Genomic DNA, 20,654 nt, shown 5'->3' with positions numbered 1-20,654 from the left:
ACCACGACACCCACTGGCGCAACTGGCGCCGCCGCCACCAAGCCCGAGCACGCTGGTTCCACCAACGCGCACGTCTCCGACGAGACTATGTCCTGGCCAGCTAGCAAATGGCGGCTGCCGTACTAGGTTCTCCCATTCAACTTGGAAGCCGAACCCACCAAGACCGGTCAGTCTTCGCGCCATGACAACAATCATGAGCCTGACATTTAGCTGGCGCACAACACCTCGCCGGAGAGATCACTCGCAAGGTAGGCCGGACAGCTCGCAAGATCACTCGCAATGTGTTCCGGACACTCGCAGTGTTCACGCGGACGCGACACCAACCGGCGCGTGATCGCATCTGATCGAATATGCGCCGGAGTACTGGCAGGCGCGCGTATTCGTTTAGCGCGAGTTCTCCGCTGGGCGGGGCACCGATGTTACTAAATGTGATCGCCTTTCTCGGCCCAAGCACCCCAGTACGTGAGGTTCTTACGGCACATCAGGGTGTGCGGGTGGTCGGGTCCAAGCATCCGCAGGCAGTCATCGAGTAACTGCTGGAAGGCGTTGACGGCCCCGGCCGGGTCTCCGGCCTCGCCCCGCCACCGGGCGAGGTTGCCGCGGGCGGCCAGAGTCTGCGGGTGGTCGGGTCCGAGGATCCGCAGGTAGCTGTCGAGCAGCTGCTGGAAGGCGTCGGCGGCGCCGGCCGGATCTCCGGCCTCGCCCCGCCATTCGCCGACGTTGCTGCCAGCGGCGAGGGTGTCGGGGTGGTCGGGTCCGAGGATCCGCAGGTAGCTGTCGAGCAGCTGCTGGAAGGCGTCGGCGGCGCCGGCCGGGTCCCCGGCCTTGCCCCGCCACCGGGCGAGGTTGCCGCGGGCAGTCAGGGTGTCGGGGTGGTCGGGTCCGAGGATCCGCAGGTAGCTGTCGAGCAGCTGCTGGAAGGCGTCGGCGGCGCCGGCCGGGTCCCCGGCCTTGCCCCGCCATGTAGCGAGCTTGGTGCGGGCGGCCAGAGTCTGCTTATGGTCGGGTCCGAGGATCCGCAGGCAGTCATCGAGTAACTGCTGGAAGGCGTCGGCGGCGCCGGCCGGATCTCCGGCCTCGCCCCGCGATTCGCCGATGTTGCTGCGGATGATCAGGGTGTCGCGGTGGTCGGGTCCGAGGATCCGCAGGCAGTCGTCGAGCAACTGCTGGAAGGCGTCGGCGGCGCCAGCCGGGTCCCCGGCCTTGCTCCGAGACCACGCCAGGTTGCCGCGGGCAGCCAGGGTGTCGGGGTGGTCGGGTCCGAGGATCCGCAGGCAGTCGTCGAGCAACTGCTGGAAGGCGTCGGCTGCGCCAGCCGGGTCCCCGGCCATGCCCCGGCACTGGGCGAGGTTGCCGCGGGCAGCCAGGGTGTCGCGGTGGTCGGGTCCGAGGATCCGCAGGCAGTCGTCGAGCAGCTGCCGGTAGGCAGCGGCGGCGAGAGAGAACAGGCCGATGTCACCGAGGCTATTGTTGACTCGGAATAGCACCGGGTGGACGCCTCGGCCGGCGTTGCAAAGGTAGGTGCTGGCGACGGCCCATAGGGCGGTCGTGTTGGCCCGGTGTGCTTGAGCGTGACTGGCGTTGCGTTCAACTCGTGGCCATTGCTCGAAGAGCGCAGCGGCGGCAGCGGTCGCGAGTGGCGGCTGATCGTCGGGGTCGGTGTTGTCGCGGACGGCACGTTGCAGCAGGGCGTGAGCGCGTGCCGTGCCGGTCGTTTCGTCGACGGTCAGCAGGCTAAAACGGCGCAGGGTGTGCAGAGCGTCGTCGAGGTCATCGCGGTCCACCGGCCGATCGAGCCGTTGGGCGCAGTAAGCAGCGACCCGGGTGGCGGTGAGTACATCGAGGGGGATGCCGTTGGGGTCCAGTAGCGCCGCCAGCTGGAGGACGGGGCGAGCCAGTCCGGCCGGGGGCAGTTCGTCGGCACGCTGGATAGACAGGGTCCAGGTGGCGGCGACGATGTCGCGGTTTTGGTCGGGTAGGGCGTGCGGGGCGAAGTGGCTGAGGCTACGGCGTTGGTCGGCCAGCAGGGTGCGGTAATGGGCGCAGGTCATCCGGGGGACACGGTCGAGGATGTAGGCGGCGGCCTGCGACAGTGCCAGCGGTAGGTGGCCAAGATCGGCGGCAAGCTCCTCGGCTTCGTCCAGGCTTTGCGGCTGCCCGCTGAGTTTTTGGTGCAGGTAGGCGGCGGCCTGATCGGGAGTGAATACGTCGACGTCGATGAGGCGCCGACCGGTGAGTAGGGCGGTGTCGCGGCGGCGGGTGGTGACCACGGTGTGTCCGCCAATGACGGTCGGCGGCCATAATCCGATCAGGTCGTTGGGGTCGTCGAGGTTGTCCAGCACGATCAGCCAGCGCCGCTGGTGTGTTTCGTTCAGCCAGGCCAGGAATCGGGCGGCGGCTTGTTCGGGGTTGGTGTCGTCGATGCCGGTGACACGTCTCGCGGCTTCGGTGTACCCGGCGAGGATCGCGCTGCGCGAGGTTGCGGTGATCCATACGAGCAGGTCCACGTCGCGGTCGCCCCGCAGCCGGTGGGCCAGGGCGGCGGCGAGTTGTGTCTTGCCGACTCCGCCGAGACCAGCCAGGACTTGACACAAGACCACGGTCTGCTCGCTGTTGGTTACCGCGTCGGCGAGTTCACCGTCGGCCGGCCGGTCCACGCGCTGATCCGCTAATGCCGGCATCACCCCGACCAGTGCCGGCCAGGTGACCGGGGCCCGGCCGGCGAAGTGGTTGACCTGAGTGTTGTGGTCGCCGGCCTGAACGCCCTGCGCCTGCCGGGCGTCAATCTGCGTGCGGGTCGGCGGGCGGCCGGGTTCAGGAGAAGGTGTTGTGCTGGGTGTTGTGGTCACCGACCTGCACGCCCTTCGCCTCCCGCAGGTCAACCTGATACTTCCCGGCCGCTGACCCGGCTGGATCCGTCAGCCGTAGCAGCCGTTGCGCCGCCGCGACCACCTGCTCATCGGTCGCAGCACCGGATTCGGTCAGCGCTTCACCGAGGTGGGTCTGCCACACGCCGGGCGCGGTCTCGTCGGCGTCCAACGCCTCAACAACATCATCGCCGTGGCCGCCGAGACGTGCCTTGAGCAGCGCCTTCAACCCGGCGTAGGCGTCCTTCACCGCCGCCGAAGCAGTGTCCTTCATCCCCGCGCCCGCTCCAGCAGCCAGCGCCGCCGCGATCACCTCAACTGCCGACATGACCCACTCCCACCTATCGATAACGCCCCATTCTGACGGACAGATACCACTCGGTCACACGCGAAGGTTCCTCAAGCCCGTGTAACGGCTCCAGGTGCCGCCTGCGTTGGCAACCTGGCGGGCGGTGCTTGTTTGGTGGAATCCGAGCGCGTCGGCGACCACTGGCGCCGGGGCTTGCAGCACCAGCTGTCGCAGTGCGGAGACCCGGGCCTCCTTGAGCGGGATCCCGAGCTTGCGTAGCCGCTTCGCCGCGGTGGCGTAGGCCAGCGACTGCCCGGCGTACTTACCGGGGAACAGCCAGCCGGGTTCGGCAGACCCGGCCGCGGCCGCGAGCTCGCGCAGCAGGCTGGCGAACGGCTCGGGCACGGGCACGGGCGGGTCGCCGAATCGGATGAGCATTTCAGGGCCCTCGTCGAGCAAGTCGGTTGTGGTCAGGCGGTGGATGCGGCTGATCGGTTGGGCGTAGAGCAGCAGGAGGCACGCTGCAACCCGGGTCGGCAGCGGTCCGGTGTCGTCGGTGACGAAACGGCGAAGCAGAGCCAGGCGTCGCTGCTGGGTGATGGCCGTGCCGGGCTTGAAGGCGACCTGGTGTGCGGTCAGCTCGCGCGGCAGGTACCGGCCGGCGGCGGCCCACAGCAGGAACCCACGGACCCGGTGCCGTTGGTGCACTCGGTGGGTTGCGTACCAGATATCCAGCTGGGCCTGGGTGAGCGCGGCGGGGTCGATGTCCTGCTCGTGCAGCCAGGTCAGGAAGTGTTGGGCCTGGGTGAACTGCTCGGTGATGTAAAACTTCGCAGTCGAGCGCAGCGGCCGGATCGCGGCGGTCGACCGCAGCCGGGGTAGCTGGTGCCAGAGCGCGAACTGGCGCAGCATCCGCTCGTGCGGATGCTCGACTAGCTGGGCGAGCCGCCGATGCATCCACACCTCGGTGTCGACTAGGTAGCGGTCGACCAGCGGCAGCAGGCCGCAGGCGATCAGCCGGTGCCGCAGATAGCGGGCCGAGGCGGCCGGATCCGAGCGCGGTCAGCAGCTCGGCTGCCCGTGGGTTGTAGAGCCACCCGCGGGTGGTCTCGCCGCGCGGATTGTCGCGCAGCATGGTCACGAAGGGAGTGAGCTCAGGCCGGATTTGGCCTGTATCGTCACCGAGCAGCCGCTGAAGCCGCAGCTCGATCTTGCATCGCTCGCAGACCGGATGCCGGCCGCGCCACCCGGGCGGGATGACTCCGCAGCGGCGGCAGGCGACCGGCGTCGGCTCGGCTTGCGCGGTCATTGCTCCGGGCGCAGCTGGGCCCGCTTGGGCCGGAACGCCGCCAGGTCGGTGACCGAGCCGTCGCTGGCGCTGGCGGCCTTCTTGACCGGAGCGGCGTTCTCCGCCCGCGTCGCGATCAGCTGGGCCGGGCTGACCTCCAGGATGTCGCAGAGCGCGGCGAGCACCGGCAGTGACAGCCGCTCCGGCGTCTGGGTGACCAGCCGCCAGACCTGCACCGCCGACAGCGTGATCCCGCGCTCGGCCAGCAGTGGGACCAGGTCGGAGGCGTTGAACAGCCCGTGGCCGGCCATGACCTCGCGCAGCCGCCACTGGTACGACACCTGCCGCTTGATCGTCATCCTGCTGTCCTCTCCGGCCGCACCGCGGCCAGCATCGTCGCGTCCAGCGCCTGCCGCAGCGTGCGGGTGCGGAAGTCCGAGGACACGCAGGTGTAGATGGAGGTCGTCGACGCGTGTTCGTGGCCGACCTGCTGCTGCACGAACAGCGGATCCCAGCCGTCCTCGATCAGGTGCGTGACGTACGAGCGGCGCAGCGAGTGGAAATCGAGGCCCGGGCCGAACCCAAGCGCGCGCCGGTACTCGGTCAGCCGGCGGTTGATCGCGTTGACCGTGAGCCGCTCGCCGCGCTCCGAGGGCCACAACGCCGGCGAGCCAGCCTCGGCCATCAGCGGCCGGATTTCCTGCGTCCACTGCTGCACGATCTCCACCGTCCACGGCCACACCGTCAGTACGGTGCGCGGCTTGGGCGACGAGCCCTTCTTCGCCTTGCCGAACCGCACCCGGCACAGCCCGACGTCGCCGAACTCGCGGGCGCGCGGGTTAGCTCCGAAGTCGACGACGTCGAGCATCGCAGTCTCGGTCCGGCGCAGCCCGTAGCCGTACGCCGTCTTCAGCAGCGTGGCGTCGCGGAACAGACTCAGCCAGCCCTTACGGCCGGCTGCCCGGGCGCGGGCCACCTGCTCGTCGGCGTAGTCGAACAGCTCCTGCAGCTCGTCCAGCGTGAACGCGCGCCGCGCTGGATCGCCCTCGGCCTCCTGCGCGTGCCTTGCGGTGTTCCACTCGTGCACCACCTGGACCGGGTGGCTGCCGAAGCGGCGCTCGCACTGCTCGACCCACTGGTAGGCCGGGTCCGTCAGGTAGTCGCAGAACGCCGCCACCGTCGAGGAGTAGTTCCGGATCGTCGACCGGCGCAACCCGCGTACCGACCGCAGGTCACCCAGCCACTCGTCGAGCATCTGCGACCGCCACGCCCAAGGGAACGCGTCGGCGTGCCCGGTGAGCGCCCGCACCGTCGCCAGCCGCTTCTCGATCGTGGTGAACGCCAGATTCCGGGCCAGCTGCTGCGCGCGCCAGCCGTCCAGCATCGCGGTAAAGACCTGCTCGTCCGGGCGCAGCAGCGCCACGCCATCGACCAGGTGCAGCGCCGCCGTACCCGGCCCGCCAGCCTCTCGCACCATCGACGATCACCCTCCGCCGCTTACATCAAACGAAGGGATCTTTCATCAGATGAAGGATCAGCGCAACCATGCAGGTCGCAGCGTCGGCTCGCCTCGCGCTGCCGGACGGGTGAACCTCATCGCGCCAGCCGGAAACCGGCGCTACCGTGCAGCGGTAGCGCATGAACGGCCAGCTCAGTGACATGATCGACTGGAGTGCCGGCAGCTCCTCCATCGGTGCTGATCGTGGAATGACCACGATGGCGAGTGCTTCATCCGATGAAATCTGCACTGGTGCTGGCAAGATATGGCTTCGCTGACTCATTTGGCGCCCCTCTGTGTCAAGGCGTGGTGGAAAGCAGTGTTCTAGGCTGGGGTTCGACGGGTCCGGGAAGTGACTTTTCCGAAGTGTCGATCATGGGGTTCGGGTCGACCGCGCTGGATTGCAGAGTCGCCCCCACGTGTCCTCCTGGGCCCGTCCCGAGGCGTTCGGCGTCGGCGGTCATCTGCCGGTAGACGACGTCGGAAAGCCGCCGTTTCAAGGCGCGCATGGCTTCCATCGTGGTCTTGCCTTCGGCGAGTCTGCGCCGGTAGTAGCGGCGGCCCTCAGTGTCGTTGCGGAGTTGAACCACGGCCATGATGTGCAGGACCCGGTTGATGCGCCGGTTCCCGGCGCGAGAGAGCCGGTGCCGGTTCTGGTCACCGGAGGACGCGTCCAGCGGTGCGGTGCCGTTCCAGGAGGCGAAGTGGGCGCGGCTGGCAAACCGGCTGATGTCACCGATGTCGCCGAGTAGGCGAGCGGCGCCGGAGGGTCCGATGCCGTGCAGTTGCTGCAGCTGGCTGCCTGTCGAGGCGACGAGTTCGGTCAGTTCCTGGTTCGCGATTTTGATCTTCTTGTCGATTGTCACGAGCTCGTGGATGAGTTCGGAGGCCAGCCAGCGGCGGGTCTTGCCGACGACGTCTCGCGGTCGGACGGTGTTGAGCAGTGCCCGGGCCTGCTGCGCGGACAGGAACTTCTTCGCTCCGCCGGGCACCAACTCGAGTAACAGGTGATGCAGCCGGGAGACGATGTCGGTGCGGGAACGGCCGAGTTGGTCACGGCGATCGACCAGCAACCGCAACGCCACCGTGGTGTCGTCGATGACGACCTTCCGCAAGCCGGGAGTCCGCAACGCCACCACGGCGACGCTGTGCGCGTCGACCGGGTCGGTCTTGCGGCCTTGACCGGTCGAGAACACCCGCGCCCGCGCGGACAGCTTCGCGGGCACGTCGAGGACATTCTCGCCGTCGGCGACCAGGCGCTGAGCGACGTGCCGGCCGATGCCGTTGCAGCCCTCGACCGCCCAAATGCGGTCGGTGTGCTTGCGGCCGGCGGCGAGCATGGCCTCGTAGCCGTCACGGTCGGTGCCGAACCGGCCTCGTCGAACGACACGTTCCCGCTGATCGATGACCTCGATGGTCGCGGAACGTTTATGGGGGTCCACGCCGATGATGACCTGAGCCACTCGATTGCCTCTCCCTGATCCGACGGTGTGTCGGCGGGAGGGCAGCGCTACTTTGAGCTGGGCAGTCCCCTCTGGAGCCTCTCCGCGCCGCGGTGACCGGCAAGGCGCAGGCCAAATGAGAGCCACACCAAACCGCGGTGGGCAGCCGCCGATAGAGCGTCCCGCCAGTCACCTCGACCAAGCCTGGCCGGGCTGCGGTCGTAGATCAATTAGATAAGTAGCCGCTGATACTGCTCGGAGTCAGCCCGAGGTTCGGTCGCCTGCGGCTCGGTCCTCCCGGCTACCGTCTGCGTGGGTCGAGCAGCGTGACGAGATCGGCGTCTTCGGGCTCTTCGGCCGGCGGTGGGAGGATTTGGCGTAAGTCGTCGTCCACCTCGAGGTTGTACCGGTCGGCCAGGGCGGCCACGTAGAAGCCGAAGGTCGAGCGAAGTTCACCGACCGCTACTAGGAATTCTGGCGCGTCTACCTGGAAGCCGCGAGGATCTCGTGCGGCGACGTCGAGGAATCGCCGGCACGCGGCTCGCATCTCTTGCAGTGCGCGGGCGAGCTTTACGCCTGGGTCGTGTAGCTGTAGCTGCTCGCCTAGGAACTGGCGGATGGCTTCGGCTGAGTGCACGCAGTCTCGCGGGTCATTCGGGTGCTGGCCGCGTGGCCCGAACAGTAGCCGGCGGTCTTCCAGGAACCGAATAGTGCGGCGGGCGATGTCCTTGTTGGCCTTCCCGAACTCCCACTTCGCACCAAGGCCGAAGATCGAGAAACTCAGCTCCTTGGGTTTCATGCGAACACTTTAGGGGCCGGTGCTGGTGTCGTACACCGACACTGTCGCCAACCTCTGCCGTCCAACTAGCCATCAGCCTGCCGTCGGCCTCGGCGGGTCGCGCTTGATCATGAATCCGTGCATACGCTGGGTGCTCTGCGGGGCGGCCACAGCCAGAGCGATTCCGGCGTCGGGCGCCACGCGGCGCTCTGGTGCACAGCCGTGACGCCATCGTGGTACTCAACGTGAGCCAGTGAGGCTGCGACGCGCTCCCGCTTACCGCGCGGTGGGCGACTCAACCCGGCGGGATCGGCCGTCGCGTTGCGCGAAACGGTTCGCAACCTGCGCGACCGGCATCCGACCCGGCCGAGCATCTGGGCGCAGTACACCCAACTGGGACCGTGATGTCCAGGGCCGCACAGTAGATACTCGCGACCTCAATCCGCCGTGTCCGTCCAGGCCGCACGAAGACGCCGTCCGAGTGAACTCACTCGGACGGCGTTCCTGGATCCTCACTACAATGGAATAATGGTAGTTAGAATCGGTGGGTTATTGGTTTGTGTTACCCTAGAGACACACCAATAACCAACACCGAGGTCAGACCCCGTTTCACTCGCGGTCTCCCCCAGCGACTCGAACCCCCACGACCGAGACTCCCACGAGGCATCAGGCCAGACGCACCCGCCCGCACGGCCCTTCGCTTCATCCTCCCGCACTGTCCAGCCAAGAGACCTCGAGCCAACAGCAACACGACCTCGACAGCCCGCAGCGCAAATCGGGAACCACGGTCGCCTCGTCAGCCGACACATACCTCACATCGACCGACGGGCTCAGTGCCGATGAGAGCGAGATCTTCATGATCAGATGCGCGGATCTAGCCGAGATGAGAGCGTTCACGGGACGCTACGTACTCGAGGCGGCATTTTGCTCAAGAGGTTCTCACGCAAATTTGGATCGCCTCCGCCTGGCCCCAATGTCACACTGCCGCTGTGGCGAGGTTTCGGGTGTGCAGAGTGCGGGAACGCGCTCAGCCTCCCGGTCCGGCTGGTGGAGCTGCCAGCGCAGCCGCACTGGTCGCTTCTGGACGATCATCACGTCAACCCTCCGCTCGTCGCGCCTGGCACCTACGCGATCGACAAGGCCGCCTACGGTCGTGACGGAGTAGTCAGCACCGTCGTCCTTTCACCCGGCGACGTACGCGGCACCCGAATCGTTCATGACCTCGTCGGTACAGGCTGCTGGTCGCTGGTGGGCTGCGACCCGTGCGTCGCCTGCCAGAGCTGCGGCGCCTTGGTCGCTTCCCGGATAGATGACTGCAACGTGGCCCAGGAGACCCGGCTCTTCCCGTCCATGGTCGTTCCCGAGACTTGTGACGATGAGGCTGACCGCGCCACCGATCCCTTCCCGCTGATCGCCGGCTGGGACAGCGCAGCGCCCGAGCCCGGCAGCACGGCTGGGCGTCGGTGCCGACCCGCCCTCGGCCCGAGTTAACGGCAACGCACTGGCGCACCCGACGGGTGAAAGAGGATCTCTATCGAGACGATCCACCGGCCTGAACGGCTCGGTCGACGTCGGATCTCGATAGCGACGTCATGGCTGATCTGCCGGACGCGCTGAGTTGCCGCCGACCGTGCGTGCCGACCAGTGGCGATCCATCACACTCGTGATCAGGAAATCTGCGTGCCTAGTTGAGCTGTCGGGATCTACGAGATCTGCCTAAACGCTGCGGCTATACGCCGGTAGTGGCGTGCATGCCGGCCAGCCGAGGTGTAAATGATGGCCTTCATCCCCCGATCGTCGCGCCCGGGGGATTCCGTCGCCACGCCAACCCGTGCCTGGGACAATCGGATCCGATGACCAACAACAGCTATGGCGTACAGGTCGGCGACGGCAACACTCAGCATAACCACTACTACGGGCTCCCCACGCCCGGCGTGCCGCTGACGGAGTGGTGGAACGACACGTGGTTGCCGTTCACCGATCCTCCCCTCGGCGCGGAGATCGTGCTGGCCGGGCGCCAGGAGCAGGCCGCCGCCCTGCGCGCGGCGCTCGACACCGGCCCGGCCGTCGTGGAGGTCGGGGGCGAGCTGGGCACGCTGGAGCTGAAGGCGTTCATCGCGGCGGCCCTGAACGGCACGCCGCTGGGCGATCGCACGCTGCTGATCGACGATCAGGCGGCCCTCCGGGCCCACCTGGCGGCGCAGGAACCGCGGATCATGGCCGTGCCGACCAGCCTGCCGCTGAACGAGATCCCGCTCCGGCGCCCGCACACCATCCTGGTGTACGGCAAGCTCGTGCCGAACCCGGCCGTGAAGGTGCCCGCGCTCGACGAGGAGGAGGTCGAGAGGCACTTGTCCGCCCTTATCGAGCCGGACCGGGCCCGGTCCCTCGGTATCCTCGCCCGGCGTGGGCTGGGCCAGCTGTGGCGGGCCCTGGCCAGACACCGCTCGCTCGCGATCCCGCCCTGGGCTCGGTCGGCCGACGTCCGCCTCCGGCGGCTGGCGCTGCTGGGCGGCTGGCACGGCGACCACGACGGCGATCGGGCGATCGTCAGTGAGTTCACCGGGGTGGATAACGCCGAGATGGCCGAGATCTCCGCTCAGGCGGCCGCGGACCCGGACACGGCGATGCTCGGGCACCTGGGTCAGCGGTGGTACGTGCAGGCGCCCGAGGACACCATCGTCCTGCTGGCGCCCAGCTTCACCGAGGAGGACCAGGCGGCATTCGCCGGCCTGGCGGTCCGCGTCCTAACCACGCACGGCGGGTCGGTGGCGATCCGCCGCGGCATCGCGGAGTCGCTGGTCGTCCTCGCGGTCCGCAGTGGTTCGGCCGACCTCGTGCACCGGGTGGTGCGCGAGGTTATGAGCCAGGCGAACGTCTCCCTCGCGGACGTGCTGACGTATCTGGCCGAGGCATCCCCCACCGCGTTCCTCGACGCCGTGCGGACCGGTCGCCCCTCCTCCCAGGCGGCCCTGGAGCTGCTCGCCTGGTCGACCGAGCATTTCGGCGGTGCGGTCGAGGCTCTGGCCCTGATGGCCGCGGCGGATCCGCGCAGCGATCAGCCGGACCGGCCGGGCGCCTCGCTCGCCGAGATCTTCGAGGTCACACGACCCCAGACCAACGCACCCCGACCGGTCCGTCTGCGCGCCCTGAAGCGGATGCTCCGCAACCAGCCCGAGGTCGCCCGGACGCTGCTGCTCGACCTGCTCCGGTCGGCCCGGCACGGAAGCATCGGCACGGTCCACCCGACGCCGCTCCTGCGGGACTGGCCAATACCGGGGGCACCGCCGCCGGCCGAGACCTACGCCGCCTTCCGCGACATCGCCGGCCTGGCCCTGGACGACCTCGACGACGACCCCGAGCGCTTCCTCGCCCTCATCCCACTGTCCGACAACCTGCCCGACGACCAGCGCTCCGACTTCGTGGAACGGCTGACGTCCCTGTCCGAGTCAATCGACGACCAGGACATGCGGCGGCGTCTGTCCGAGGCGCTCCGCGAACTGATCGCCCTGCACACCGACGTCGGCGACGCGCCGTGGGCGATGTCGGCCGACGAACTCGCGCCGTTCCGGCGGGCCGCCGACGCGCTCGCGCCGTCGCAACCGGCCGACCAGACGTTCTGGCTGTTCGCCAACCGATGGCCCCAGCCGGAGGGGGTCACGAGGAGACGGTCCAGCGCGGCATACTTCACCGAGCTAGCGCGGCTACGAGCTGAGGCGGTGGCGCGGATCGTGGCCTCCGGCGGTCTCGACGCACTGGTGGCGCTGGCCGACCGGACCGGGACCGGCGACCTGATCGGGGCCGCCCTCGCCCAGTCGCCGTCCACCGAGCACGACGACGTGCTGCTGACCTGGCTGTCCGAGGACCGCCCGGCGAGCCGGCCAGACATCGCGTTCGAGTACTTCGCGCTGCGGATCCATGGCGGCGCCGACTTCCTCGACCGCACCTCGGATCCGACTGCGCGGGCGAGGCTACTGCTGGCGCGGCGCGATCCAGAGAACACCGATCCCGGCCCCGAGGAGGCCGCCGTCTACTGGCGCGAGTTCGGGGTCAACGGCCTCGGCCCGGAGTTCACCGGTGTCGCGAAGGCTGCGGCCGGACTGATCAGCGTGGGCCGGTTCTCGGCGGCCCTGGATCTGATCGCGATCTACGCCGAACAGGTCGACACGCCCGAGGTCGCCGTCGAGGCGGCCATTGCCTGCGAGGGATTCATCCGGTCGGCCGAGGAGGACCGCCAGCTGTCCGGTTACGAGCTGCAGATCGTCGTCGAACTGCTCGAACGTCACCGGGACGCGCTCGGGCCGCATCGGGTGACCGAGATCGAGCTGAACCTCGTCCCGCTCCTGCGCTACGACGCCCGTACGCCGACGATCCACGCCCGCCTCGCCGAGGACCCGGCCTTCTTCGCCGAGCTCGTCGAGACCGCCTTCCGGCCCGAGGGCTCCGACGAGACCGTCGACGACCCGGACCAAGTCGTCCGGATTCGCGCCGTCTTCCAGGTCCTGCGTTCGTGGCGCCGTTGCCCGGGCACCGGCCCGGACGGGACCATCGACGCCAAGGCCCTCGCGGCCTGGGTAGAGGAGGCAAGAGGACGGTTGTCCGCCTCCGGCCGGCTGCGCCTCGCCGACGGGAAGATCGGCGCAGTCCTCGCTTTCGCCGAGCCGGACGAGGACGGCTCGGTGCCACCTCTGGCCGTACGCGAGGTGCTGGAGGACGCCGACAGTGACGCGATGGACAGTGGTCTCTGGGACGGCCTCTACAAACGGCGCGGGGCGACGATGCGTGCTCTCCGGGACGGCGGCGCTCAGGAACGGACGCTGGTCGAGCGTTATCGGGAGTACGAACGTCAGGCCGAGGGCTGGCCTCGATCGCAGCGGATCCTCCGGCAGCTGGCCGACACGTACGAGCGGGAGAGCCGGGAGCATGACCACGACGCCGAGGTCTGGCGACGCGGAATCGAGTGGTGACAATGGAGATGACATGGACCCGATCGACGTTCTGATCGTCGCGGCGATCCCCCTGGAGCACGAGGCCGCCAAGGCCGGCATCGAGGACTGGACGCTCTGCGACGAGGACGACCCGCATCCCTACCAACGAGGCGAGTACCGATGTTCCGACGGCCGGCGATTGTCGGTGGCGCTCGCCCGGCCGGCCCGGATGAGCGGTCGCCCGACCGGCGTCGCGGCCACCGCGCTGGTCGACCGACTTCGTCCGGGCTGCCTGGCCATGCCCGGCGTGTGCGCGGGCAATCCGGGCCAGGTCGCGCTGGGCGATGTAGTAGTGGCCGAGATGACGTACGAGTACGACGAGGGCAAGCAGACCAGGGACGGCTTCGTCGGCGACCACCGGCAGTACCAACTCGACCAGAAGTGGATCCGCGCCGCGCAGGAGCTGAATCCTCCGAGCGGGCTGCCCAGCTACGGCCCCGCAACCGAGGAGGAGGCCGCCCTCTGGCTGCTGGAGCGACTGCTCCTCGATCAGGACCCGGTAAAGCACCCGGCGTTCGAACGCTACTTCCCACCGGGCACGTGGCCGCAACGGCCGGAAGCGATCGAGGCCCAGGGGCACATCGTCCGGCCCGCGGTGGCGTGGGTGCTGACCGAGGAGGGCCGCACGTTCATCGAGCGCGCCCGCTACGACGATGTGCACGGGCCCGCGAAGCTGCCGTTCGCGGTGGCGGTGGCACCGATGGCCAGTGGGAGCTACGTGGCCAAGGATGGCCAGGCCTGGGCGCGGCTGTCGGCGATGGGCGTACGCACCGTCACCGGCCTGGACATGGAGGCCGCGACCATCGCCACCGTGGCCGAGACCCAAGGTGTACCGGACTGGCTAGTGGTTAAAGGCGTCATGGACCACGCCGACCCCGCCAAGGACGACCGCTACAAGCGGTTCGCGGCCCGTGCCTCGGCCGAGGTCCTCTACGCCCTGCTGGACAGGCGGGCCGGCCGATCACCGAATCCGGCCCCACGCGACGTCCGGCTAGAGAATGTCCAGGGTCTCCAGATCGGCGACCACAACGTCCAGCACAACACCTTCAACGGCTGAGTGGTGCGGCCGGAGGGATTCGAACTCCCTAGGCGCTGAGCAAGCGGTTTACAGCCGATCCCGACCCTTCCGCGTCGGCACACCCGCATGAGGACTGGCCGTCTCCCAAGACTGGGTCTTCGACTGAGTCTCGTCGGTGTGCATTGGCTCATGGCGCACGGGTGGCAAGGAGCCCGTGGACGTGAGCGCGGGCAATCAACAATGCCTCAAGGTCCGGGCGGGACGCGTCGTCGGCCTCCGCCAGAAGCATCTCGGCTCGATGCTGGTGCTCGTCGGGGGTCATGTCCCTCGTCGTTGCAGCGGCCGGCCAGGCGGGCCACCGAGCAGGCCCGTGCAGCCCCGATGATCTTGGTGGTCATAGATCTTCTGCGGTTGCTGCCTCAGCGCGCCAGTGGGCGAGGTTATGGCGCGTGATCTCGACGTCCGGGTGGTTCGGTCCAAGCGCCCGCACCCGGTCGACCAGCAGTTGTTCATACGCGGCGGCGGCACCGGCCGGATCGCCTGCCTCGCCCCGCCACCGAGCGAGCTGGCTTCGAGCTGCCAACGCGGATGGGTGGTCCGGTCCGAACATTCGCACCCGTTCCGTCACCACTTGCTCGAACGCAGCAGCGGCGCCAGCCAGGTCGCCTGCCTCACCCAAGAAGTAGGCACGGTTGTGGCGGACAGTCAGGGTGTCCGGATGGTCGGGGCCGAGAACCCGCACACGGTCGGCCAACACCTGCTCCAACTCGGCGAGCGCACCGGCAGGATCGCCCGCCTCGCCTCGCCACCGGGCGAGTTGGCTTCGGGTGGTTAGGGTGTCCGGGTGGTCAGGGCCAAGCAGCCGCACGCGGTCGGTCAGCACCTTCTCCAACTCGGTGACGGCCCTGGCTGGATCGCCCGCCATACCCCGCCAGTAGGCGACGTTGTGACGGGTGTTCAGGGTGTCCGGATGGTTGGGGCCGAGAGCCCGCAGACGGTCGACCAATACCTGCTCCAACTTGGCGACCGCCCGAGGCGCGTCTCCTGCCTCACCTCGCCAGGTGGCGAGTAGGCTTCGGGTCGTTAGGGTGTCCGGGTGGTCAGGGCCAAGCAGCCGCACGCGGTCGGTCAGGAGCTTCTCCAACTCGGTGACGGCCCTGGCTGGATCGCCCGCCATGCCCCGCCAGTCGGCGAGGTTGTGGCGCGTGTTCAGGGCGTGCGGATGATCGGCGCCAAGGATCCGAACTCGGTCGGCCAGCAGCTGCTTATACGCGGCGACCGCCCCGGCGGGATCTCCTGTCTCACCCCGCCAGTCGGCGAGCTGGCTTCGAGCCGCCAGCGTGTACGGGTGGTCGGCGCCAAGCATTCGCACTCGGTCGGCCACCACCTGCTCGAATGCGGTGGCGGCCCCAGCGGCATCGCCCGCCTCACCTTGCCACCGGGCGAGCTGAGTTCGGGTTGTCAGGACGTCTGGGTGGTCCGAGCCGAGTATTCGCAGGTTGTCAGTGAGAAGTCGCTGGTAGTAGTCGCGGGCGGCGGCAACCAACCCAATTTCCCCGAGACTTGAACCGATGCGGAAGAGCACCAAGTGAGCGCTGCGGGTGCCGTCGGGGGTGTACCACAGGTGGTCGCCGGCGACGGCGGCCAGCGTGGTGGTGTTTGCGCGTAACAGCTGCCCGAGCCGGCTGGAGGCGGCGTCCCGTTCGGTGTCTGGCCACAGCTCGATCAGGGCCGTGGCGGCGGTGTACGCGAGTTCCGGCTGGTGTTCGGCAGGGGTGCTTTCGCGCACGACCCTCTGCACCAGGGCGTGCACGCGCAGCAGTTCTCCCCCGTCGGGGTCCGTCGTGGCGTCGGCCAAGCCGAGTCGGTACAAGGCGCGGACTGCGTCGCGGGCGTCGTCGTCGTCGATTTCGTGGCCTGCACGATGTCCGTAATAGCTGAGCGCGATGGGTGTAGCGAACACAGGAGCAGGGATGCCGTTCGGGTCGAGGATCGCGGCCAATTGCAGGACGACGCCGGCTAGCCCGCCGGTCTCGATGTCGGCTAGCTCGATTGACAATGCCCATGTCTGGGCGACCGCTTGTTGCTGCCCGTCGGGCAGCACTGTGGGACTCAGGCGGGCTAGCCGTCGCTTGCGCAGCCGCTGCCGGTAGTCGACGCAGGTGAGGTCTTGGTCGCGAATGTAGGTGGCCGCCTGTGCCAGCGCTAGCGGCAGCCGGCCGAGGTCTTCGGCCAATAGGTCAGCCTCGTCAAGGCGGTCTGAACTGTCGCCGAGTTGTCCGTGCAGGTAGGCGTCGGCTTCTTCCTGGGTGAACACAGTGACATCGACGAGGCGGCGGCCGTCAAGCATCGCGGTATCCCGACGACGGGTGGTGATCACCGTTCGGCCGAAGGCGGTGTCCGGCGGCCATAGGCCAGCCAGGTGCTGAGGGTCGACGACGTCGTCGAGTACAACCAGCCACTTCCGGTCGGTCCCGGCAAGCCACGCCAACAGCCGACTCGCGGCCTGTTGCCGATCCGGGTCCTCGGCCCCGGTGATGTCGGCGGCGGCCTGCGCGTATGTGTTGACCACGTTCTCGCGGCTGGTGGCGGTCACCCACAGCAGCAGATCCACTGCACCGACCTTCCACCACTGCTCGGCCAGGTTCGCCGCCACCTGCGTCTTGCCGACGCCACCCATCCCGGCCACAACCTGACAGACCACCGCTGTGCCCCCGCCCGCCATCGCGGCGGCGATCATGTCATCGGTCGGCCGCTGCTGCCGGTTGAACGCCAGCCGAGGCACGGCCCCGACCCGGCAGGGCCACGTCACGACCCGTTGTCGTCCGAAGTAGTTGTTCTGGACGTTACGGTCGCCGGCCTGCACGCCTTCGGCGTGTTGGGCGTTCACCGGGCCGACCGGGCGCTCTCCGCCCTCGCGCGGGGACGTCATCGCGGAAACACCCGGCTCGGCTTAGTTGAAGGTGTTGGTTTGTGTGTTGTGATGCCCGACCTGGACACCTTGGGCGTGCGACGCATCCACTCGAGGATCCCTACCCGCAACTGCACCGGCCAAGGCGAGCAGTTCCCGCGCTGCCGCCACGATGTGCTCATCGGCGGCTGCGCCCGACTCGGCCAGATCCGCGCCGATCGTCGCCTGCCATACACCGGGCTCGGTCTCCTCGGCCTTCAACGCAGCCCGCGCATCGTCACGACCGGCGAACTTACGGCGGATCAACGCCTTCGGCACCCCGAAGCCATTGTTGACCGACTCAGTCGCGGTACCCGACACTCCGGCACCCGCACCAGAGGCCAGCGCCGCCAAGATCTCATCCACCACGTCGGCCGCCACCTCCAAAGTCGATCACCTAAGACTATGAGAACACCACGTAGGGTCGCAGATTAGCGGGTAGGAGCAACCGACACGACAACCGACGGCCGACGCCAAACCGGACGTGTGACACGAACGGACCAACAGACGGTTCGCGCTATCAAAGGCACCGTCGGTAGTGGAGGCGATGACTTGGAAGAGTCGATTTGGATTGGTGACGACTGGGCCGAGGACCACCACGACATTGAGATTCAGGGCGATAGCGGCCGGCGGTTGGCCCGAGCCCGGCTGCCCGAGGGCCGCCGCTAGCCGCGCCAAGGCCGTACGTACCTCGCCTACCTGGTGCCGACTGCTGAGGGTGCCCGTCGCCAGGAGGGCGCCGCCAGGGGACCTTTACGATGCCACTCGTCCGGCGCCGCCCAACGCGCGCGTGATTTCACTAGAGGCAGCGACGTATGACTAGGGCGCCCCACCATGGCTGAATTTCGTCATCGTGTCCGGCTCGAGATCAGAACAAATGCCGTTGCACCCACCATTGCTCGATCAGCACTGTGTGCAGATCGGTTGTCGGTTTCTCCGGCGTCGTCTGCTGGTTCAGGTAGCCTGCGAGGCCCCAGAATCCAAAGATCATCACACCGACTAGGCACAACGTCACGGATAGGCGAGCGGTGTTAAGCCGAGCGAGCTGCCAGCCTCTGAGCCGGTCGGGGTGGAGATCCGCCCAGGTTCCGTCGTCCATCAGGTCAAGCTGTATTCGAGTGGGTTCCGGATCTGCGGCCGGCACGGACCGGCGACTTGCTCGGGCGACGGGTGGCTCGTGATCCTGCTGGTCGCCGGTCTCCGTCTCAGATGTGAATGTGGTGCTCAGTGGCCCCGCGGGAATCGCGGCGAGGTGGATCTGGCAGATCCCGGCGGTGGGTCGGCCGAAGGTCGGTTCCGGGGACTTGCTAGCCCCATTTTTGAACATGAAGGCGTACAGGCCGCCTACGCCGCCTACCACTAGCATACGGCTATCCGGGCTCCATGCGCAGGCGTACACGGCCCGCCCCAGCCGTGTCATCGCGATAACACAGCCGGTGAGAGGATCCCAGATCCTGACCGCCCGATCGCCACTGGTGGTAGCGAGCCACGATCCGTTGGGCGTAATCGCCAGTGACCTGACGGAGACGACGTCGCCGCTGTGGTCGGTCAGTGTGATGGGTCGCCGGTCGCCCGCCGTGTCCCAGATCCGGGCGGAACCGTCGCCACCTGTCGTCGCCAACCACGTGCCGTCCGGCGCAACCACGATGGACCGCACCGGTGGAAGGCTCCTGATCCGGTCGCTGAGGGTGGGACCTCGCCGGCCGGTCGCCGTTTCCCAGATCCGCACGGAACCGTTGCTGTCGCCGCCGGCGACCCAGGAGCCGTTGGGGGCGAACGCGACCGCCGCGATCGATCCGGCACCGGCCGCATCGGTCAGGGTCATCCGGGGCTGACCGGTCGCCACGTCCCAGATCCGCACGAGCCCGTCACTGCCGGTTGCGAGCTCCCGGCCGTTCGGGGCGACTGCGACCGACCGGACCATCCGGAATGGGTCCCGCAGGAGAGCACGCTGCCAGCCCGTGGCCAGGTCCCATATTCGCACCGATTGGTCGCCGCCGGAGGTAGCGAGCCAGGTGCCGTCCGGAGCGGCCGCCATTGCTCGTACCGACGTCACGGCGGCACCCATGCGCTCGGTCAGCGTGACCGGCTCCCGGTTGTCACCGAGACTCCAGACCTGCACCGACCGGTCCGCGCTGGTGATGATCAGCCGTGTACCGTCGGGGTGAAACATCACCGATGCCACAGCACCTGTGTCGCGGCCGAACGGGGGAACCCGTCCCGTCGCCGTTTGCTGGCGATCTACTGTCAAGTCCCAGATCCGGACCGAGCCGTCGCCATTGTTGGTGGCGATCCATCTACCGTCCGGTGCGATGGAAACCGATCGCACGGTAGCCATCCCGCCAGTATGGTCGGAAAGCGCCGCGTTTCGCCGTCGGCCGGTGGCAGCGTTCCACATCCGGACCGATCCATCGTTGCCGCCCGTGGCCAGCCACGACCCGTCCGGTCCGATGGCCACCGAGCTGATGAGCGTTACCGCATCGGTCTGGTCCACAAGCGTACGGAGTTGCCGGCCGGTGGCGACGTCCCAGATCGATCCGGAGCCGTCGCTGCTAGTGGTAGCCAGCCAAGTACCGTCAGGAGCAATCGCTACGGATCTCAACGACGTCATCGTTCCCCGACGGTCGATCAGGGTGGTGCGTCGCCGCCCAGTGGCCGCGTCCCAGATCGAAACTGAGCCGTCGAGATCAGTGGTGGCCAGCCACGTGCCGTCGCAGGCGATGGCCACCGAGCCCGCCACTGGGTCGGTAGTGCCGGTGTGGTCGATCAGGGTGGTACGTCGCCGCCCGGTGACCGCGTCCCAGATCGCCACCGGTCCCTCAAGGTCGGTGGTGGCCAGCCATGTGCTGTCAGGGGCGATCGCCACGAAGCCCGCCGAGGAGGGGCGACTGATGCTGGCGTTATCGGTCAGCACGGTGCGTCGCCGGCCGGTGGCCGCGTCCCAGATCGAAACGGATCCGCCGTTGATGGTAGCCAACCAAGTGCAGTCGGGGGCGATGGCCACAAAGCCTTCCGTACCGGAGAGGGTGGCGCCGGTGTGGTCAGTCAGCGTGGTGCGTCGCCGGCCGGTGGCCGCATCCCAGATCGAAACGGATCCGCCGCTGATGGTAGCCAACCAGGAGCCGTCCCGAGCGATCGCCACCGAATCGGCCGAAATCGCCACGCCGGCGGAGTCGGTGAGAATGTGGCGCAGGGCTGGGTCGGGCAGGTCTGGGAGTGTCCAGTGGTTGATCAGGCCAGGCAGACTGCCCTCATGAGCGAGCGATCGAGCCTGCTCGGCCCAGTCAGGATCGTGCGCCACCCGGCTCCACAGGACATCGAGCCGTGCATGCGGCGGATCGGTGGGAGTCAGCAAATGGGCCGCGAGGCTGAGCGTGCTCTGCAGCCGCACAGCGCGAGCCGACTCAATCCGGAATTTGTCAAGTCAAATTGAGACGGTTTGTGCCTCGGTTGTTGGCTGGTTGATCCAGGCTTTTTCGGGGAGCTGGGGTGCGCGGGGCCGGCGGGTGAACCGGTCGGGGTGCTGCGCGTAGGCG

At 68.1% G+C, this 20,654-nt stretch carries 13 protein-coding genes; 2 read left to right on the top strand and 11 right to left on the bottom strand.

Going from position 1 to position 20,654, the window contains the following annotated elements:
• Positions 1–422 precede the first annotated feature (422 nt).
• From ACFQS1_RS39185 to ACFQS1_RS39150, 8 genes are all read right to left on the bottom strand, one after another.
• Positions 423–2,849: a tetratricopeptide repeat protein gene (locus tag ACFQS1_RS39185; RefSeq protein ID WP_378977896.1), complete on the bottom strand. Its 2,427-nt coding sequence runs from the start codon at positions 2,847–2,849 to the stop codon at positions 423–425.
• Positions 2,815–3,195: a hypothetical protein gene (locus tag ACFQS1_RS39180; RefSeq protein ID WP_378977894.1), complete on the bottom strand. Its 381-nt coding sequence runs from the start codon at positions 3,193–3,195 to the stop codon at positions 2,815–2,817. Before ACFQS1_RS39180 ends, ACFQS1_RS39185 begins: the two co-directional genes overlap by 35 nt.
• Positions 3,196–3,249: 54 nt before the next feature.
• Positions 3,250–4,068: a hypothetical protein gene (locus ACFQS1_RS39175; RefSeq protein WP_378977892.1), complete on the bottom strand. Its 819-nt coding sequence runs from the start codon at positions 4,066–4,068 to the stop codon at positions 3,250–3,252.
• 393 nt (positions 4,069–4,461) lie between these two features.
• Positions 4,462–4,803: a helix-turn-helix domain-containing protein gene (locus ACFQS1_RS39170; RefSeq protein ID WP_378977890.1), complete on the bottom strand. Its 342-nt coding sequence runs from the start codon at positions 4,801–4,803 to the stop codon at positions 4,462–4,464.
• Positions 4,800–5,921 (bottom strand): tyrosine-type recombinase/integrase, encoded by a 1,122-nt coding sequence (locus ACFQS1_RS39165; RefSeq protein ID WP_378977888.1) that lies wholly within the window; start codon positions 5,919–5,921, stop codon positions 4,800–4,802. Before ACFQS1_RS39165 ends, ACFQS1_RS39170 begins: the two co-directional genes overlap by 4 nt.
• A gap of 25 nt (positions 5,922–5,946) precedes the next feature.
• Positions 5,947–6,225 carry a hypothetical protein gene (locus tag ACFQS1_RS39160; RefSeq protein WP_378977886.1) on the bottom strand — a complete coding sequence of 93 codons (279 nt, stop codon included), beginning with the start codon at positions 6,223–6,225 and terminating at the stop codon, positions 5,947–5,949.
• 16 nt (positions 6,226–6,241) lie between these two features.
• Positions 6,242–7,405, bottom strand: coding sequence for an IS110 family RNA-guided transposase (locus ACFQS1_RS39155; RefSeq protein ID WP_378977884.1), 1,164 nt, complete (start codon positions 7,403–7,405; stop codon positions 6,242–6,244).
• A gap of 280 nt (positions 7,406–7,685) precedes the next feature.
• Entirely contained in the window at positions 7,686–8,183 is a 498-nt protein-coding gene (locus ACFQS1_RS39150; protein ID WP_378977882.1) for a hypothetical protein, read from the bottom strand.
• Between the two features lie 1,832 nt (positions 8,184–10,015).
• Here ACFQS1_RS39150 and ACFQS1_RS39145 point away from each other — a divergent pair.
• Together ACFQS1_RS39145 and ACFQS1_RS39140 are read left to right on the top strand one after the other, a co-directional pair.
• On the top strand, positions 10,016–13,129 hold the full coding sequence (locus ACFQS1_RS39145) for a hypothetical protein (protein ID WP_378977880.1): 3,114 nt from the start codon (positions 10,016–10,018) through the stop codon (positions 13,127–13,129).
• Between the two features lie 13 nt (positions 13,130–13,142).
• Entirely contained in the window at positions 13,143–14,207 is a 1,065-nt protein-coding gene (locus tag ACFQS1_RS39140) for a 5'-methylthioadenosine/S-adenosylhomocysteine nucleosidase family protein (RefSeq protein WP_378977878.1), read from the top strand.
• A 355-nt stretch (positions 14,208–14,562) separates the two neighbouring features.
• Here ACFQS1_RS39140 and fxsT read toward each other — a convergent pair whose 3' ends face one another.
• The 3 genes from fxsT to ACFQS1_RS39125 all read right to left on the bottom strand — a co-directional run bounded on the left by fxsT (position 14,563) and on the right by ACFQS1_RS39125 (position 20,509).
• The gene (fxsT, locus tag ACFQS1_RS39135) at positions 14,563–17,100 is read right to left on the bottom strand and encodes an FxSxx-COOH system tetratricopeptide repeat protein (protein ID WP_378977876.1); all 2,538 of its coding nucleotides are present in this window, start codon (positions 17,098–17,100) and stop codon (positions 14,563–14,565) included.
• Between the two features lie 21 nt (positions 17,101–17,121).
• Positions 17,122–17,499 (bottom strand): hypothetical protein, encoded by a 378-nt coding sequence (locus ACFQS1_RS39130; protein ID WP_378977874.1) that lies wholly within the window; start codon positions 17,497–17,499, stop codon positions 17,122–17,124.
• Positions 17,500–17,986: 487 nt separating this feature from the next.
• Entirely contained in the window at positions 17,987–20,509 is a 2,523-nt protein-coding gene (locus tag ACFQS1_RS39125; protein WP_378977872.1) for a WD40 repeat domain-containing protein, read from the bottom strand.
• Positions 20,510–20,654 lie beyond the last annotated feature (145 nt).

This window comes from Paractinoplanes rhizophilus (assembly GCF_042664765.1).
GTDB lineage: Bacteria > Actinomycetota > Actinomycetes > Mycobacteriales > Micromonosporaceae > Actinoplanes > Actinoplanes rhizophilus.
Note: the sequence above shows the minus strand (reverse complement) of the source record. Positions and strands in the feature narration are given on the sequence as shown.